The organism is Gottfriedia luciferensis (assembly GCF_001712755.1).
Taxonomy (GTDB): Bacteria; Bacillota; Bacilli; order Bacillales; family Bacillaceae_G; genus Gottfriedia; species Gottfriedia luciferensis_B.
Genome location: NZ_MDKC01000032.1, coordinates 75,262 through 93,898, shown reverse-complemented (window position 1 = coordinate 93,898; position 18,637 = coordinate 75,262). Strand labels below are relative to the sequence as shown.

Below are 18,637 nucleotides of genomic sequence, written 5' to 3'. Positions count from 1 at the left end.
AGGTGGACTAAGGAATGAAGAAAATATTAATTACTGGTTGTTTTGGACAAATCGGTTCAGAATTAACTATGCGTCTTAGAAATGAATACGGTAATGATAATGTTGTTGCGACAGATATTCGCCGTCTTGAAGGTAGTCCAATTTTAGAAACTGGTCATTTTGAAATTTTGGATGTAATGGATAAAGAAAAAATGTTAGAGATTGCTAAAAAGTATGAAGTTGATACTTTCATTCATTTAGCTGCTCTTTTATCAGCAGTTGCAGAAGCAAAACCTACATTAGCTTGGGACTTAAATATGGGTGGATTAGTGAATGCTCTTGAAGTAGCGAGAGAATTAAGCTTAAAATTCTTTACCCCAAGCTCAATCGGTGCATTTGGACCAGCAACACCAAAGGATAACACACCACAAGATACAATCCAACGTCCAACTACAATGTATGGTGTTACAAAAGTAGCTGGTGAATTATTATGTGATTATTACTTTGAAAAATTTGGCGTAGATACTCGCGGCGTACGTTTCCCAGGCTTAATCTCTTATGATACAGTGCCAGGTGGAGGTACTACTGATTATGCTGTTGATATTTATTACGAAGCATTAAAAAATAAGAAATATACTTCATTTATCGGTGAAGGAACATACATGGATATGATGTATATGCCTGATGCAATTGATGCAATTATTAAGTTAATGGAAGCAGATCCATCAAAACTTAAACATCGTAATGCATTTAATATCTCAGCGATGTCATTTGAACCAACTCAAATCGCGGCATCTATTCGTAAATTCATCCCTGAATTTACATTAGATTTCGACATTGACCCTATTCGTCAAGGTATTGCCAATTCATGGCCAAATTCAATTGATAGCTCAGCTGCAAAAGAAGAGTGGGGCTTCGATCCGAAATTTGATTTAGATCGTATGTCTGAAGATATGTTAAATAAATTAGCTGCAAAGTTAAACGTAACTCAAGCTTAATCAAAAAAGAAGGAGACAGTTGTCTCCTTCTTTTTATTTTCCCTTTTGTTTACTAATTCCTGTTTTTGGTATTTTGTTTAGTACTTTGACACAAACTTATCATGTATCAAGAATGAAAAATTAAAATGCTGTTAAAAAAGGAAGTTAGAAGATGAATAATTTAGATCACAAGGGTTTACCTTTAACGATTAAAGAGATTAAAACTGCATATGAACTTTTAGGGGGTAAAGTTCGAAAAACACCATTAGTAAAATCATTTTATTTAACTTCAAAGTCGGATGGAGAAATTTATTTAAAACTTGAAAATATGCAATTAACGGGCTCATTTAAATTTCGAGGTGCATTTAACAAAATTTATCATTTAACTGATGAAGAAAGAAGTAAAGGAATTATCGCATGTTCAGCTGGTAATCATGCACAAGGTGTAGCATTATCTTCAAAGCTATTACATATTAAGAGTAAAATCATCATGCCTTCATCTGCACCAAAAGCAAAGGTTGAAGCAACAGAAGGATACGGATCAAATATCATTTTATACGGTGATACTTTTGATGATGCGAAAGACTATTGTGCTAAAGTACGAGACGAAACTGGTGAAACATTCATCCATCCTTATGATGATATTTACATTATGGCTGGTCAAGGGACTATTGGGATTGAAATTTTAGATGATCTTTGGGATGTTGATACAATCATTGTTCCAATTGGTGGTGGTGGCCTTATTTCGGGAATTGCAGTCGCTTTGAAATCATTTAACCCTTCAATAGACATAATTGGAGTTCAAGCTGAGAATGTACATGGCATGAAAGCATCAATAGACGCCGGAGAAATAGTGAGTAACTATATTGCTCCTACAATAGCCGATGGTTGTTCTGTTAAAGTTCCAGGGAAATTAACATATGAAATTGTAAAAGAATTAGTAAGTGAAATAATTCTTGTAAGTGAGGATGAAATAGAAGTAGCAATGAAGGATTTACTACAGCGCGGTAAAGCAGTTGTGGAAGGTTCTGGTGCACTAGCGACAGCAGTAATTTTATCTGGTAAAGCTTCAAAATATATAAGAGATAAAAAAGTAGTAGCGATCATATCGGGTGGTAATGTTGACCTCGAGAGAATTTCCAGTGTTTGTGAACATTTCTTTGGAAATGAAGTAAAGTGATTTATTAAGAATGGGTGATCCGATTGTCGGAAAATAAATTAAGAAGAGAAATGGGATTTATTGCAGCTTTAACTACTGTAATTGGTACTGTAATTGGTGGTGGGGTTTTCTTTAAAGCCACAGCTGTATATGGCGCAACTGGATCTGCGAGCTTAGGCTTATTAGCATGGATTATTGGAGGCATTATTACAATTTGTGCTGGTTTATCAGGTGCTGAGCTTGCCGCAGCAATTCCAAAAACAGGAGGAATGATTGCCTATTTAAAGCACACATATGGAGATCTGACTGCCTATTTACTCGGATGGGCACAAACGATTATCTATTTTCCAGCTAATATTGCCGCTCTCTCGATCATATTTGGTACGCAAGCAGTTTCCATCTTTGGTGTCCCTGCCAATTCTAATCAATTCACTGTAAGTATTATTGCTGTAGTTACTGCAATTTTTATCACTTTAATGAATTTTTTGGGAGCAAAAACTGCTGGTAGTATTCAATCACTTTTTACGTTTTGTAAACTAATACCGTTGGCGATTTTGATTATATTTGGATTATTACATGAAGGAAATGTAACTTTTCAACTTTTTCCAGTTGAAGTAGGAAGTGATCGAAGTTTTTTACCAGCACTTGGATCAGCTTTACTTGCTACGATGTTTGCATACGATGGTTGGATACTCGTAGGAAATATAGCCGGAGAAATGAAAAACCCTAAAAATGATTTGCCAAAAGCAATCGTATTTGGCTTAGCAGCTGTAATGGCTGTGTACCTTTTAATTAACATATCCTTTTTATTTGTATTAACCGCAGAACAATTAGCTAGTACATCTACACCTGCCACTGAAGTTTCGAAAGTCTTATTCGGTAACTTTGGAGGAAAACTCGTCTCAATCGGAATTTTGATATCTGTATTTGGCACAATTAATGGCTATACAATGACAGGTATGAGGGTTCCATATGTAATGGCTAGAGAACAAAAACTTCCTTTTAGTAGTTGGTTTGGTAAATTATCTAAAACTGGTGTTCCATATAATGCTGGTCTATTTATCCTAATAGTTGCCATATTTATGATGTTTATAGGTGGATTTGACTTATTAACTGATATGTTAGTATTTGTCATTTGGATTTTCTATACATTAACATTTATTGCGGTTTATATTTTACGAAAACGGGAACCAGATCTAAAAAGACCATATAAAGTACCTTTTTTACCTTTAGTTCTCTCAATCGCAATAATTGGGGGGATCTTTATAGTCGTTAATACACTAATGACGCAAACTATTTTAGCTTTTTGGGGAATTGGTTTAACGTTAATTGGACTTCCTGTTTATTACATGTTAGGGAAAAATCATGTTGTCGTAGATGATGAGTGAAAAAGGTAGGAATTTTTCCTACCTTTTTGAATGTAACCATACACTAGTTATTAATTTTTATGGATAACAATTATGGCTGCCTCATTGGAGTCTTTGAATAAACCAATAAAATGCCAACACAAAAATAAGGCAAGACATTGAGACCACCATTTTACGATACCATGGGAAACGTCGTAGCAAAAGCAAAAAAGGAAGTAAAAGGCAGAGGACCATGAGCTGGCCAACTTCCACACCTAAATTAAACGTCAGGAGAGAGCCAAGTTGATTACTCTTTGGAAGTCCAGTTTCAGCCAAGGCTCCGGCAAAACCCATACCATGAATCAAACCAAATATGGCCGTCAATAGCCATCGCCATTTTGCCTTTTGAACAAATATGTTTTCTACTGCCACATAACAAATTGTCAGGGCTATCAAGGATTCGACCCAGTACGGGATGACGTGAATGCGACCGGTCGCCACTAGGAATAGTGTAACGCTGTGGGCGATTGTAAAAGCAGTAACAATCTTCAACGCATCCTTGAGTCTAGTTGCGATTAATACTAAGGATAATAAAAATAGCAAATGATCATAACCTGACAAAATGTGTTCGATTCCAAGCTTAAAGTATTTCCACAAAACAGCGCTAATATTAGGCTGGGGAAGATCATTAGGAGGATCCTTAGGAAGGTTGATCATAATATCTCTATTAGTGCTATCAATCATATTCTGCTGAAAATAATCCCCTACATGGACCATGAGTACACTTGTATGAGCAGGCACATCGTCAAACACAAGATCGTAATGAAGATTAAATTGTTTGATGTTTTCATCGGCGATAAACCTCATTTGATATTCCATGCCTCTTATAACACCCTTTTGCGCCATGTTCATCGAAACCAATTCCATTGTTAAGGGCTTTGAATCCACATCTATGCGAAGGCCTTTCTGTAGATAGGATTCGATTTTTTGCGTGGCCGATTCATCATTCACCAGATTATCTAAGTCAGTACCGAAATGTGGAAACAAGTCCTTTTGTTCAATAAAAAGATCATAGAGAATCTCGTTCCCTTCAATGTTTAAATCTGAGTAGCTCATATCTATGGAATGAGCATGTGAAGTTTTGGTTGGCCCCAAAATTAATAGGAACATGATGACGAATATGGACAGAAATGAACGCTGCTTCATAGTAGATCCTCTTTTCATGAAATGTTAGTATTACAATCTGCAAATAGTTATTCCTGTTACGAACGTTCAATCTGCAATCTGAACATGTTGAGCCAATATCCCGTTGCAGAGCAAGGAAATGCAGCTTTAGTACGTCTTTGAAACTATTAATATTCCAAATGGATGAGGGGGAGAAAGGTGATCTCCCCCAGTTTCATTACTGATCCATCCTAAATTTTGCTAATGTGATGACACCTGCGTGAATACTTTTGGTTTCAAACACTTGAATTGCTCTACTTTTGAGTCAATACATATTGAGAGTCTAGCAGCAATATTCAGCTGCTTTGCTTGAGATTTGCTCCCGCTTTGAGCCTTCAATTCATTTACAAAGCTGATCAAATCGTTGTCTGCCAATTTTTCCAGCAGACTATCGGTAATACTGTTCCTTTGGCAATCCCTACTGTTATGCTCTTTAACGTCACGGTTGAACGACTTGGAATGTCTTGCGATCCACTACCGTATAACCGTCATTGAGTAAAAAGAGTACATCATAAGTCCCAGGGGCCAGTCCATTGTTTAAACTAACTCTTCCAGATCCAGGCGTTAAATAACTCCATCGCAAAGATGCACCGGCGTCTGGAGGAACAGCTCCGGTTTTGTATATGCCGACCCAATCTTTCCCGTTTAACGCTGCCCCAGTATAGGATAAGGTAATAGCTTCCCCTTGGATGTACTGGGATTTGTCTAGTGTTATTGGGCCTGTAGATACTCCAACTGCTTGAACAGTTACATTAATGCTTGTTGTCAATGGAACGCTGTTCGGGTTTTCAACTCCGGAAGGCAGGGTTACGGTCCCTGGCACCGAGAAGGTCTGCTCCGTCTTGATAGCCGGATCGTAGCTAACGCCGCTTAATTCCCAAGTCACACTTGCGTCCACATTTCCTCCATCGGTTGCAAGAATTACTTTTGTGGGCAATCCAAGAGCTTCCGCTGTCTTGGCCGTTCCGTTGTTCGCAGATACCGATGCAGGCGCAGGTATGCTGTTTAAATTAACATTTTTACCCTCAATGTCAATGTCCTGAGAAGAACGGTTATACATGGAATCGTCGGCAAATACCCTGAGTATATATGGAGTAGTCGGCGACAAATCTGTAAATTTATAATGCCTGTATTCATCGAATGGCTTGTCTAGCGGAAGCGAAAGACTGTTAAACGATTTTTCAACTTTACCGTTGAGCTTGTTGATAAGCTGAATATTATATTCCAAAACGCGCACATTGTCATTTGCTTGCTTTATTGTAAAAGCAAGTTCGTTGTTTTTGTAGGAATCTACCGTAATACCTTCTTCAAACTGTGGAGCTATGAGTTCTCTTATATCGCTTCTGCTATAGGTAAAGGCCTTTTTGCCTTCACCGACGATTTTTACAGAAGGTATGCCTACATATTCATCTGTGCTTAAATTATATTGTTTGATGATAATTTTTGAACCGTAAACCTCTAAGAAATTCACGATGCGAGGCGTAGTTTTATAGTTGATATACGCACCTTCTAAATATCCGCCGTACGGACCGTCATCAATATAACTTGAATATGAACTCGCACCGCTGTCGAGAAACGTAGCCGAACCTTGATAATGAGAACGTTCGTCGGTCGGGTCGTATTGCGTATGCCCTGACATATAGACTACCTGCGACAAGTCATTGTCGGCAATATACTGACCTACATTATTACTTGCTGCGCTGCTCCATCTACCTGACCATACTGTTCCGCTTATAGGGTAGTGAGAAGATAAAAATATAGGTTTTTTTGGATCGTAATCTGCTTCTGTTTTAATTTGGTTGAGTAATTCTTTGGTTTTCCCAACGGTATTGTCGTTGTTATAATTTCCGTCAAATCCAACAATATTATATCCTTTTACCTTTACCCTATAGGCACTATTAAAGAAGTTGTTATCGTATGAATTCGTTGAGGCGTTCCACGCGCCTGCCGAACCGACAGGAATAAATTTTTCAGCGCCGCCCATATCATGGTTGCCTCGTACCATATAAAGCTTTGTATTGTCAAACAGACCTTCACCTTTCAGTTTATTGTAAATGTCTGTCATATTTTTCATCCACACATATTCATTGGCGTTGTTACCGCCAGTAACGTCGCCAGGAATAAAGAGTACGTCGGCCTGTGGGAATAACCTTAGTTCTGTTCTGTAATCTTTTTCAATGCGCGCAATTGTTGCGGGATTAGCACTTACTTCCGGGTCGCTGTCCACAATCATATTTAAACCTGCAGGGGTTAGCTTTTTATTACTTTTTTGGTAGATGAATATGGCATTGTTTAGTTCCCGTTCGTAATAATTAATGGTTTCCTGTGTATATAAATTTACTTTTTGAGTGGTTGCAACCTTAGTTGCCGTATTCAAAACCTTTTTCAAATAATCAAAATCGGTTTGGCTGTAGTCGTTACCGAGACCGTCCGTTACTATTTTATTAGCTTTTGAAATTGTGTCGTTAAGTGCTTTCAAATCTACTTTATTTACAGCGTAACTATTATAATTAGCTTGAACCATTTCACTGCTAAATGCACCTTTCCAAACATTCAAATCAGCTATATCGAATGAATTTCCGCCATTTTTGCCTATTCCGTCGCTACCTATATTTAATGGGTTCGATGTATCTAAACTTCCTACCCCGAGTGAAGTTTCGGTCATTTTGTAACCATCAATATACAACGATCCGAGCATTTTATCCCTATCTACAACAAATGTCACGTAACGCCAATTAGAAGCATTAAACGTATCACGCCCAAATTTTACTGATGATGTAGGGAATCCTAAATTCATATTGGCCGAATTGGCTGATGTAAATATAGCCCAACCTTCGTTAGAGCTCTTAGTAAAATCCTTGTTTGATAATATTACCTGATTATTGTTAGTGTCACCCTTATACCAGAAGGATGTTGTAAAACTGTCATTACCAAAATTCAAGCTATGCTTCGTACCAACATAATTCCCGTCACCGCTTTCTAAGTGAAGGGCTTTGGTCCCGGGTAATACACCGTCTACATAACTATAATTTCCTTTCCCTTCCAAATTTTCTTGATTTGCATCGTCCTTTAAATTATGATCGAATTTCATCGATGCAATAAGTGGGGTGGCATTTAATACTGCGTTCGTTGGCAATGAAGTTTTTCTGTCACCATTTGATGGTAAACTAACTACAACGCGCAATTTTTTACCAATATCATTTAACGTTACGGTGTAGCTTTTTGATGTACCACCAGATTTTACATTAATATATTGATCGCTGATACGTGATTCCTGTACTTGCCATTGAAATGTTAGATTTTTGCCCATTGAACCATGACCCATGGTTACATTGGCGGTGATCGTTTGTCCGCTAACCGGCTGCATATTGTCGATTTTAACGAGTTTGGCACCCGAATCGTTTGCAAGTGCGTCTGTGGTGTTTGATAATATAACGAATATCATCGTTAATACGAGAGAAATAGATAAATATTTTTTCATTACAGAAAACCTCCAGTAATTCTAATTTTCTACGATTACCGCGAATTGTTCTAAATAAGAGACAAACTTTTCTTTTGACTTTTAAATGAATATCACTTATCTGAAATAGCCGTTTGTCGTCTTGATTAGATGGAAAAATTCGTATAATAACGGAGGGGGGCCCCGTTAATATCGAATTTTGTTGTCCCTCACTTGATGGACAGAATTGAGCAAAATTCGTATGCTTTGATCTTTTACAACTATCGGTACATGATTCCACCCAATTTAACATTTCAACTCACTGAACATATTCCGAAAATATTAGGTGAATTCGACGTAGTAAAGCTTTTTACAACAATTAATAAGCTGTGAAAAATAGTTAAATATCAATAAATTATTACTCCTCCTTTTTCAAATGAACCTTTCTTAAGACTTCTTCTCAAAGCGAAGACAGCCTCAATTTAGAAATTCTGATTTTTTTTCAGTAAGATGGTGAAAAATATCACATGGACAATTATATAAGCACTATGTAAATTAAATATTAATTCTAAATTATCTATTATTAATTAAACGATTTGTGTTAAGTAATACTTAATGATAAAAACGATTAAACTTAAATGTTTTCCTGCAAAAAGTAATCAAATAGAAATACCAAAGACCTAAAACTATATACTCCTCATTCCTCTATCATTAAGCTAGAATTGATCTTTAACATTTAAATAAATGCAAAAGAGTTCAAGAAAAACTACATTCTTGAACTTAAATAGATGAATTTGAAATCATGTCTGCTATCATTATTTTTCGTGTTCCTATCGATCGTCGATCCTTCTAGATTAAAATAATCTGGATATAATTGATAAAATTAGCCAATAATTATACATCTTAATTATTGACCATATGTAAAGTAAACTTGAATTTTAAGTTAACCAATTAATCGTATAAAGATATTCTTAATAATGATTTACATTATAGGCACAACCTGAAAAGAAAACTTATGAAAAACCAGATACTCCTACCGATTTCGGATTAAAAAATGAATGTGAATCACATTAGGATGATTAGATAGTAAATGTTATTTCACACGAAAAAGGAGCAATCGTTATGGGATTGCTCCTTTTTTTATATTCCATCTCTAGACAAATTTTAAGAATTACTTATTTCATGAAATGTGTTTTCATTTGAATTAGTCGTGGTAAAATTTAAAAATCTAAAAGATGTAATGACTCCAATCAATAAAAACAAACTTGCAATGATTGGCGGTAAAAGATGATAAAAATCAGTGTACCCAATCATAAAATGGACTCCAAACGCAGTTATAAACGCGGGTAAACTCCCGAACAATAATGTCCACCAGATCCATTTTTGATTATGTCTGAATCCCCATAATGAAATCATGAGTACTAGTAAGCCAACACTTACTAACCCACCTCCAAATCCGGCGCGATCATGTGAGATAACAGGTATTAAGTGTTGATTAAATGCATTCAACTCAGAAGGTGTTATACATAGATAATTTAAATCTGTTTTCACAAAGGTAGTAGTGACACCTACAAATGAAATAATACATCCTCCGAGTATGATCGAAAATCCTAATATAATAAAAAATAATTGACCTATTAAACTAAACTTCCAATCTCTATTATTTGTTAGATTTTCAGATTCCGGACTTCTATTTAAGCCTCTAGTTTTAAAAAAACCAAGTAAGAATGGTATTAATAAAACTACCCAAAATAAAGCGTGTAACCAATCAAAATACCCATATCCTATAAATAAAAATATCGCTAAAAAACCTACGAACGCACTAGTATCAGATGCTTTCTTTGCCCAATGATAATGATGTTTAATTCCATTTCTGGCTAATGACATGAACAATATTCCCCCTGACATAATCGTCCCAGAAAGTGTCATCCGATCATGTGACATAAAGGGGAGAAGCCGATCATTAAACTGTAAAATTACATGACGTTTAATCGTTAAAAAGTGCTCATCATATGGAAGGACAATGGAAGTTAAACTAATAAATAAAGCAAGTAATCCTCCAATAAACATGAAAAGTCCAAATAAAAAGTACCATTTCCATCCGTCACTTAAACTAGTCATCTCTTTTTTACTTCTATACATTATCGCTTCATTAATCCGTTTTGGTAGACCAGGACCACTGAGCACATATCCATGAGTTAAAAATACTAATGATGATCCAGAATCAATTATTTCTATTGCATCAAACGGCTCAACAACTCCACCTTTTGTAAAAATTGGTTTCTCAAACTGAATTGATTTTAACTTTTGAATAGTATTTATTAAGCTGTTTTTTTGCTCTATATCAGTAGTAACTGGAGGTTCTTCAATCAATATTGAATCGAATGGATAATTTTCTTGTTTAAGAAGAATATCAATTTCATTTGAATAAAATGATAGACAAATAGGTTTACTAGAAGCCCAATTATTTTTTACTAAATCCATGGCCAAATCAAACTCTAGGATGAATAAATCAACAAAATCTGAAAGCCTTGATTCGATCAGTTTAAATTCTTCAAAACTCCCAACTATTCTAGCAAAAATGGGAACCTTCTTATGTATTTTAGAAAGTTTATGAACTGTTTGTTCTACGGTTAGTACTTTATTTTCCTCTGTTCCGATTAATTGGTTAAGTTTGAAATCAATGAGCGGACTTTGGCTTGTATAAGAGTCGTTTATTGAAATAGGACCGATTTCAATCACACCAAATCCTAAATTCATAAAAGCGTTTGTGCCAGATAGATAGGGGTCAATCTTAGAGGCCAATCCAATTTGATTTTTAAGTTTCAAATTATGAATCTCATTTTTAAGGGAGCTGTCTGTGTTTAAATGACCAAGAAATTCGATTAGATTCGGACCAAATGGAAAAGAAGAGATTTTATTCATGCTACTATGAATGAATTCTCTTGAAACTTTAGAAGGAAGCTTTGAGAGCATTGGTTTAAAAATTGTATGATAAGACCAATCAGGCATCGTATAACCTCATTTTTTTTAAGATTACTTATAGTTTACTTTCTCAAATATAAAATGAAAACACTTTCTTTCTAAATTGTGAATTGATTCACATCACATTGGAATTTTTGTATAAATATGGTATAAATAAAAAGAGTTATCTACTTTCAAAATTAGTAAGACAAGTAAGGAAAAGGTTGTATAGAAAGGCGTATATGTGATTACAATGGTAAATATGCAAAAAGTGATAGTCATAGTTGGTCCTACAGCAGTAGGGAAAACAAAGCTAAGTATTGAACTTGCAAAAGCTGTTGATGGAGAAATCATTAATGGTGATGCAACACAAGTTTATAAAGAATTAAATATTGGAGCAGCTAAAGTTACAGAAGAAGAAAAGGAAGGAATTCCGCATCATTTAATTGATTTTCTTGATCCAAATGATTCGTTTACAGTTGCGGATTTTCAAACTTTAGCTAGAGAAAAAATTAAAGAAATAGCTAATCGAGGTAAAATCCCAATTATTGTTGGTGGAACTGGATTATATATCCAAAGTGTATTAACTAAATATGAATTTGCTGAGCAAGAAGGTGATGAGCTTTTAAGAAACCAATTAGAGGGCTTTGCGATGGCCTTTGGGAATAAAGCATTACATGATCAATTAAAAGAAATTGATCCAGAAAGTGCAAAGCAAATACATATGAATAATGTTAGAAGAGTAATCCGTGCAATTGAAGTTTTCAAACTAACGGGACAAAAATTTTCAGAGACCGCATTTAAAAAAGAGCCAGAGTATTTATATGATGCAGAAATAATCGGATTATCGATGGATCGAGAGCTACTATACAATCGAATTAATTTACGAGTTGATCTAATGTTGGAAGAAGGACTAGTAGATGAAGCAAAAATGCTCTACGACAAAGGTATTCGAAATTGTCAATCAGTACAAGCGATTGGCTATAAAGAGCTTTACGATTATTTTGATGGAAGCTTAACGAAAGAAGAAGCAATCGATTTAATTAAACAAAGTTCAAGAAGGTATGCAAAAAGGCAAATGACGTGGTTTAGAAATAAAATGAGCATCCATTGGTTTGATATGGATGGACATAATTTTGATATAAAAAAACTGGAAATTTTAGCTCTACTTGAAGGAAAGGGCTATTTCATCTCGAATAAATATATGTAGAGGTAGAAGAGGAGGAAAAGGACATGAAAACATCAATCAACATTCAAGATCAGTTCTTAAACCAATTACGTAAAGACAATCTAGCGGTTACAGTATTTTTACTAAATGGATTTCAAATCAAAGGTAAAGTAAAAAGCTTTGATAACTTTACGGTATTGTTAGATGTTGAAGGTAAACAACAATTAATATATAAACATGCAATTTCAACGTTTGTACCATCTAAAAATGTACAAATTGAAATGTAAAATAAATTTAAAAAAGAGCATTGATCTTATGGTCAATGTTCTTTTTTAATTATGATAGATAAATTAATAAAGATAATTATATTATGTAAACTAGAGGAGGAGAAACAAATGTATGTTCCAAAAGAATTTAAAGAAACAGATCTAAATCAATTAATAGCCGAAATGAAGAAAAATAGCTTCGGAATATTATTATCAAATAATGACGAAGCAAAAATAGAAGCAACTCATTTACCATTTATCATACAAGAAGCTAAAGAGAATTTAATCATAATTACACATTTAGCTAAGCCAAATCCTCAATGGAAAACGATGAATGGAAAGGAATGTTTAATAATCTTTTCAGGGCCACATGCATATGTTTCTGCTTCATGGTATGAAGAAAAAAATACAGTTTCAACTTGGAACTATACAGCAATCCATGCTTATGGAAAAGTAACAACAGTTGAAAATAAGGATGAAATGAGAGAAATCGTTTTAAAAACAACTGACTATTTTGAAAAAGGACAATCAAAACCTTGGAAATACAAAGATCACACAGATTATGTTGAAAAATTACTTTCAGGAATTGTTTGCTTAAAAATTGAAGTAACAGAGTTAATCGGTAAAAAGAAATTAAGTCAAAATCATTCGATTGAGAGAAGAGAAAAAGTGATTGCAGCTTTGCAAAATGAAGAAAAATATTCTTCGAAAGAAATTGCTGAACTTATGAAAGCAAAACTAAATACAAGAGCATAAAAAGAAGTTTACTATACTGTAAAAGCAGGGAGTTATGATGTTAGAAATCATAACTCCTTTTTATTTGGGTATTCATTTTCTTGATAAAATTGAAAGTATCGTTTTAAGGAAACGGAGGTCTTCAACCCAACTAATTGCTGAATATCTTCCACTAATAATCCCTCTTTTATTTTCCGTAGAATAAAAGTATTTCTTAAATGTTGTGAGCAAAGTCCCTTTCTAAGTCCAGCTCTTTTAACTTCCAGCCTAAGCATTTTTTGAAATGCAATTTCAGTTAGTGCTTTCGGTGAATCTGTATCGTAAACCCAATGGAATGTCATGCGGTTAAAATCAAATGCAACAAAGAGCGGATGAGTTGAATGATAGTGAGGTCTTACGGGCTCTGGTATCGTAACAAAATAATTATATAATAGTACTCGATCTTCTTTTGTGAGAATAATTGTTCTTTTAGTCCCTTCCTTGCTATGGACAACAAGTTCATTTAAAGCGAAGTTAATGTCTCTCATTTGTAAATCAATTAATTCCTTTAAAGTTAGTCCATAAAACAGCATAAAACGAATCATAATTTCGTTACGATCCATTAAAAATGATCTAGCTTTTAATTGTTTTTCTGACAAATCTGTTGTGGATTGAACGATTGATAGTAATTTTTTCTCTTCTTCTTCAGAAATAAAATCGTCCGTTGAAAGGGCTCGTGAAGGCGCTGCTAAATAGTTAGTGAATGGAATAATATTTTCGATTGAAGCATTATTAGAATGTAAAAATTTATAAAATTGATTTAGTACGACATATATTCGATGCATTGTTTTCTCATTATATCCACGTTCAGATGTTAAAAAATAGAAATAATTATTAAAATCTTGAACTTGTAATGTACTAAAACTTTCATTAACTTTTTTAAAGTAACGGAAACATTCTTCTAAATCATAGCAATAACGCTTAATAGTAGATTCTTTTCTTCCTTTACTATTTAAGTGAGAGGCAAATTGCAAGATGACATCAGGTAAAGTAGCAATCGTTAAGTTTGGGATCGTCAAATTTATCAACTCTTCTCTTTTTCTCTCATTATATCAAATAAGTTAATAGAATTTAGTAAAATTTAGCAATCTTATCCATTTAACAGTTAGTTTGGAGAATAAAAGTTTTGAAATTAATTGTTCGTACATATAATAGTAAAAAACTTATTTAGTAAAATACTTTCAAAAGCGCATAAAACGAATTGTAATGTGATTTCTCGTGGAGTGCTTACTTATAGATACACAAAAAATGTTCGACAGAATAAGAGAGGTGTCATGTTTGGAGCAACCAATTCGTTTAAAAGATAACGGCCAAATAAATGTTGTACTGAATACAGTGAAAAGGGGAGAGGTTTCTCCAAATCCAATTATCGAAACAGTGAAGCAGCCTAAACATGAGTTATTAATTGAAATAGAGGATCAATTAAGGCATTTAATTGGCATGGAAGAAATAAAAAAAATGATTCATGAAATTTATGCTTGGATATTTATTAATAAAAAAAGAGAAGAATTAAGCTTAAAAGCTGAAAAACAAGTATTGCATATGTTGTTTAAAGGCAATCCAGGAACTGGAAAAACGACTGTTGCAAGGATTATTGGTCAATTATTTTTGAAAATGGGTGTATTGTCAAAAGGCCACTTAATCGAAGCAGAAAGAGCTGATTTAGTCGGAGAATACATTGGTCACACTGCTCAAAAAACTAGAGATTTAGTAAAAAAAGCAAATGGTGGGATACTTTTTATTGATGAGGCATACTCACTTGGCCGTGGAGGGGAAAAAGATTTCGGAAAAGAAGCAATTGATACACTTGTTAAACATATGGAAGATAAACATGGTGACTTTGTACTGATTCTAGCCGGTTATTCTTCCGAAATGGATTATTTCTTAAGTTTAAATCCTGGACTAAAATCAAGATTTCCTTTCATTTTAGAATTCCAGGATTATTCTGTAAAGGAACTTCTAGATATTTCAAAAAAAATGTTTGTTGACCGAGAATATATACTTTCACGTGAAGCGGAATACCGATTAAGAGACTTTATCCAAAAGGCAAAACTTGAAAATCGTGCTCATTTTAGTAATGGGCGTTTTGTCCGTAATATTGTTGAAAAATCGATTAGGACACAAGCCACTAGATTAGTATCAGAGACCGAATTTAATCGAGAAATATTAATGAGAATCGAAGAAAAAGACTTATTTACTTCAGACAAAATCGATTCGATTAATTGACCGATTAGCTATTTTATTTGGTGTTTTCTACCCCACCAACCTTTAATGTTAAAATAAATTGAAATAATGACCCCAAATAAAATATTGAGGACAATACAATAAACATAACCATATTTCCATTTTAACTCAGGCATATTTACAAAATTCATGCCATAAAATCCTGCAATAAAAGACATTGGCAAGAAAATGGCACTTATGAGTGTTAAAGTTTTCATAATATCATTTGTACGGTCAGATTTTAAGGACATTTGCAGTTCTATAATGCCTCCCATACTTTCTTTAAAATTATCAAGGGCATTAATAATACGTTCATAGTTCTCTTTCAATTCATTAAAATAAAAACCTGCATCCTGACTTAAGAAAGGAAAATCTGCTTCGACGATTTGGTTAATGACATTTACTTGGGGCTCTACAAGCTGTCTTAAATCTTGAAGTTGAACTTTCCAATTGAAAATTTTCTGATCCAAATCCTTTCGAAATGGGTCATTAAATAAGTCTCGTTCAATTTCTTCAATCTCATTTGCAAAACGATCAATAGAAATAAGGAACTTCTCAATAACTTCATGGAATATTTGATATAAAACATGGCCAGCATGGTCTACTTTAATATAATTTTGACTGAATTCCTGCGTTACATATTTGAAAAGATCGATTTCATGATCTTCTATATATGAAATAATTAAATTACTGCAAACAAGAATATTTATTTTTGTTGGTTTAAATAACTTAGTTAAAGCATATAGGGAAAGTATTGCCTCGTTTTTAAAAACATTTATTCTTGGCTTATGTTCACTATGGAGAAGTTTCTTTTTTGCTAAAGGATGAATCGTTAAACTTTCAATAATAGTAGTTAATTCATCAAAGGATTTATTATTAAAGTGATACCAAAGAATTTCATCTTTCGTTGGAAGCATAAATTTATCAATTGTTTCGACAGATTGATTTGTTATATTATATCTCTTCAAATGAAATTCTCCTTTAAATAAATTTCTAAAATAGTGTTGGCAAGAATAGGTAAATTATGTGAAGAAAACTAATTTAAGATTAAGAAGGGGCCTCGAATTAAGAGGTGTGTATTATAGCGGTCACAATCATTTTATTTATAAATTATGATAATACAATATTCTACTAGATCGCAAAAGCTGGAAGGATAAGCCTTTTCCTATTTATATTTAAAGCCTGAAAAAAACAAAAAAGAGGATGATTTATTCACCCTCTTTTTCTTTTTTAAATATTAGTTTCTGCATACTTTTTGAAATTGTCTAGAATTGCTTGCCATCCTTGTTGTTGAAATTCAACTGGATTCGTTTCTTCAGCATCGAATGTTTCAATTACTTCAGTAGTGTCTTCTTTTCCTTTAAACGTGATCTTAACTTTTCTTCCATCACCTAGAGTATATGCAATTACTTCATAGTTTTTTACTTCATCATAAATTCCTCCGAAGTCGAACCCAAAACTGCCATCTTTTGCTTCCATTCTTGATCTGAATTCACCACCAACTCTTAAATCATTCTCAGCAATTGGTGTGTGCCAGTCGTCTGAAGCACTGTTCCATTTTTTAATATGAGTAGGTTCTGTCCAAAATTCCCATACTTTTTCTACTGGTGCTTGAATCGTCGTTTCTACGGTTACTTTTTTAGTTGTTTCCATTTTAATTCACGCCTCTCTTGATACTAAATTGGATAATAACATATGTAGCTTACTTTCTTGTGAGCGATTTCAAAAAATGAGATAATCCTTGTACACCTAAAGCATAAGTTAGGTGTACAAGAAATATCAATTACACATTATTATTGAAAGAGTTAATAATCACAGAAATTCTTCTGTTCTTTTATTATTACCAAGTCAACCAGCCACTAGTTTTCATATATTTGTGAATTAGGTCGTATTTTTCAATTCTGATTAAATGGTTCATACGATTTCGATATTTTCGATAATCGTCTTTTCGAACTTCTTTTACTTCTTTATCATAATGAACAGATTTTAATCCTTTTCTATATTCAAAAAGTTTTTCCTTTCGAGGATCTTTATAAATTTTCTTGTGACTTTTTTTCTGTTCATTATTCCAGTATGAAACTTCTAAATCTAACATTTCCTTCCCTGCTGCGGGGATTTAGATTATGGCATTTGCCATTAGTGCCGACCGCAACTAATAGAAGAACACTTTAGGATTATACAAGTTTTTCACTCCTTAAAAATTTCTCAATTATTTTAACGAAGGCTTTTATAAGTAATACTCCAGTAATTCTATTCTTAATTAGTATATTCGGTTTTTCTTCAGAGACTCCTTTCTTATTTAACTAAATTGACAGGTAGTTGAATAAGTACAGTAATAGAATTTTAAAATAAAAAAACAAACCATCATTTGAAAAGGTTTGTTTTTATTGGACTTATTTAATTTAGTTTTTGAGTGCTTGATTCGTTTAGACTAACTGTTGAGCCTTTAAATGATCTTTTAGGAAGACTCCAATTATAATGTACAGATAATAGTCTAAGTAGAACAATAACAATGAATAATAATAATAGTTCAAAATTTGTATCAACAAATTTATTTCCAATTAAAACGCCTACAAGTATTGCCCAAAAAGCGTATACTTCTGAGTGTAATACCATTGGTTTTCTTTTTGCTAGTAAATCTCGTACGATTCCGCCACCGATTCCAGTTAAGACAGATGCTACTATAACAGCGCTAACTGGTAATTTTAATTCCATAGCATAATTTGCTCCAAGAATCGCAAAAGCGGATAAACCGATTGAATCGAATAAAATATCTAATTTTTTAAATGGTTTATTTGATAATTGCGGAAAGAAAAAGATAATTGTCATCGCAACTAACGCAATTGTAAAATTTGTTGTTTGATTCCATAAATAGTTAATTGGATAACCTATTAATAAATTACGTAATGCACCGCCACCAAAGGCTGTAGCAAAGCCTAGAATATAGACACCAAATAAATCATAGTCTTCTTCCATAGCTACAACTGCACCACTTAATGCAAAGGAAATAGTACCAATAATGCTAAATAACTCCCATGTTTCCAAAAAGCAATTCCCCCGCCCTTAATAAAAAGATGAAAAATAGTCCAGATATCATTATAATAAAGAGACAGTTAAG

The 18,637-nt window shown here is 33.6% G+C and carries 15 protein-coding genes; 7 read left to right on the top strand and 8 right to left on the bottom strand.

All coding sequences use genetic code 11. The features are described from left to right. Window positions 1–14: 14 nt before the first annotated feature. The 3 genes from BED47_RS15445 (at window position 15) to BED47_RS15435 (ending at window position 3,503) form a co-directional block, all read left to right on the top strand. Window positions 15–977, top strand: a complete 963-nt coding sequence (locus tag BED47_RS15445; protein ID WP_025568388.1) for an L-threonine 3-dehydrogenase — start codon at window positions 15–17, stop codon at window positions 975–977. 151 nt (window positions 978–1,128) lie between these two features. Beyond that, complete coding sequence (gene tdcB / locus BED47_RS15440) at window positions 1,129–2,136, top strand: bifunctional threonine ammonia-lyase/L-serine ammonia-lyase TdcB (protein WP_025568387.1); 1,008 nt, start codon at window positions 1,129–1,131, stop codon at window positions 2,134–2,136. A gap of 50 nt (window positions 2,137–2,186) precedes the next feature. After that, window positions 2,187–3,503 carry an APC family permease gene (locus tag BED47_RS15435; protein ID WP_439097790.1) on the top strand — a complete coding sequence of 439 codons (1,317 nt, stop codon included), beginning with the start codon at window positions 2,187–2,189 and terminating at the stop codon, window positions 3,501–3,503. A gap of 81 nt (window positions 3,504–3,584) precedes the next feature. Here BED47_RS15435 and BED47_RS15430 read toward each other — a convergent pair whose 3' ends face one another. The 3 genes from BED47_RS15430 to BED47_RS15420 all read right to left on the bottom strand — a co-directional run bounded on the left by BED47_RS15430 (window position 3,585) and on the right by BED47_RS15420 (window position 11,136). Next, window positions 3,585–4,667: a HupE/UreJ family protein gene (locus tag BED47_RS15430; protein WP_025568386.1), complete on the bottom strand. Its 1,083-nt coding sequence runs from the start codon at window positions 4,665–4,667 to the stop codon at window positions 3,585–3,587. Window positions 4,668–5,124: 457 nt separating this feature from the next. Then, window positions 5,125–8,166 (bottom strand): LamG-like jellyroll fold domain-containing protein, encoded by a 3,042-nt coding sequence (locus BED47_RS15425; RefSeq protein ID WP_025568385.1) that lies wholly within the window; start codon window positions 8,164–8,166, stop codon window positions 5,125–5,127. A 1,122-nt stretch (window positions 8,167–9,288) separates the two neighbouring features. Next, on the bottom strand, window positions 9,289–11,136 hold the full coding sequence (locus tag BED47_RS15420) for a hypothetical protein (protein ID WP_069034410.1): 1,848 nt from the start codon (window positions 11,134–11,136) through the stop codon (window positions 9,289–9,291). A 199-nt stretch (window positions 11,137–11,335) separates the two neighbouring features. On the opposite strand from BED47_RS15420, the gene miaA reads away from it, so the two are divergent. From miaA to BED47_RS15405, 3 genes are all read left to right on the top strand, one after another. Next, entirely contained in the window at window positions 11,336–12,298 is a 963-nt protein-coding gene (miaA, locus tag BED47_RS15415) for a tRNA (adenosine(37)-N6)-dimethylallyltransferase MiaA (RefSeq protein ID WP_439097789.1), read from the top strand. A 23-nt stretch (window positions 12,299–12,321) separates the two neighbouring features. Beyond that, window positions 12,322–12,543: an RNA chaperone Hfq gene (gene hfq, locus BED47_RS15410; RefSeq protein ID WP_056470298.1), complete on the top strand. Its 222-nt coding sequence runs from the start codon at window positions 12,322–12,324 to the stop codon at window positions 12,541–12,543. Window positions 12,544–12,651: 108 nt separating this feature from the next. After that, window positions 12,652–13,278, top strand: coding sequence for an FMN-binding negative transcriptional regulator (locus tag BED47_RS15405; protein ID WP_069034408.1), 627 nt, complete (start codon window positions 12,652–12,654; stop codon window positions 13,276–13,278). Window positions 13,279–13,325: 47 nt separating this feature from the next. On the opposite strand, the gene BED47_RS15400 is transcribed toward BED47_RS15405, so the two are convergent. Further along, window positions 13,326–14,315 (bottom strand): tyrosine-type recombinase/integrase, encoded by a 990-nt coding sequence (locus BED47_RS15400; RefSeq protein WP_254664605.1) that lies wholly within the window; start codon window positions 14,313–14,315, stop codon window positions 13,326–13,328. A gap of 259 nt (window positions 14,316–14,574) precedes the next feature. On the opposite strand from BED47_RS15400, the gene spoVK reads away from it, so the two are divergent. Beyond that, on the top strand, window positions 14,575–15,522 hold the full coding sequence (spoVK, locus tag BED47_RS15395; protein ID WP_069034407.1) for a stage V sporulation protein K: 948 nt from the start codon (window positions 14,575–14,577) through the stop codon (window positions 15,520–15,522). A gap of 8 nt (window positions 15,523–15,530) precedes the next feature. Here spoVK and BED47_RS15390 read toward each other — a convergent pair whose 3' ends face one another. The 4 genes from BED47_RS15390 to BED47_RS15375 all read right to left on the bottom strand — a co-directional run bounded on the left by BED47_RS15390 (window position 15,531) and on the right by BED47_RS15375 (window position 18,564). Continuing rightward, on the bottom strand, window positions 15,531–16,487 hold the full coding sequence (locus tag BED47_RS15390; RefSeq protein ID WP_069034406.1) for a magnesium transporter CorA family protein: 957 nt from the start codon (window positions 16,485–16,487) through the stop codon (window positions 15,531–15,533). Window positions 16,488–16,749: 262 nt separating this feature from the next. Continuing rightward, the gene (locus tag BED47_RS15385; RefSeq protein WP_069034405.1) at window positions 16,750–17,172 is read right to left on the bottom strand and encodes an SRPBCC family protein; all 423 of its coding nucleotides are present in this window, start codon (window positions 17,170–17,172) and stop codon (window positions 16,750–16,752) included. 187 nt (window positions 17,173–17,359) lie between these two features. Continuing rightward, window positions 17,360–17,614, bottom strand: coding sequence for a hypothetical protein (locus BED47_RS15380; protein WP_175403506.1), 255 nt, complete (start codon window positions 17,612–17,614; stop codon window positions 17,360–17,362). A gap of 302 nt (window positions 17,615–17,916) precedes the next feature. Then, entirely contained in the window at window positions 17,917–18,564 is a 648-nt protein-coding gene (locus BED47_RS15375) for a trimeric intracellular cation channel family protein (protein ID WP_069034404.1), read from the bottom strand. Window positions 18,565–18,637 lie beyond the last annotated feature (73 nt).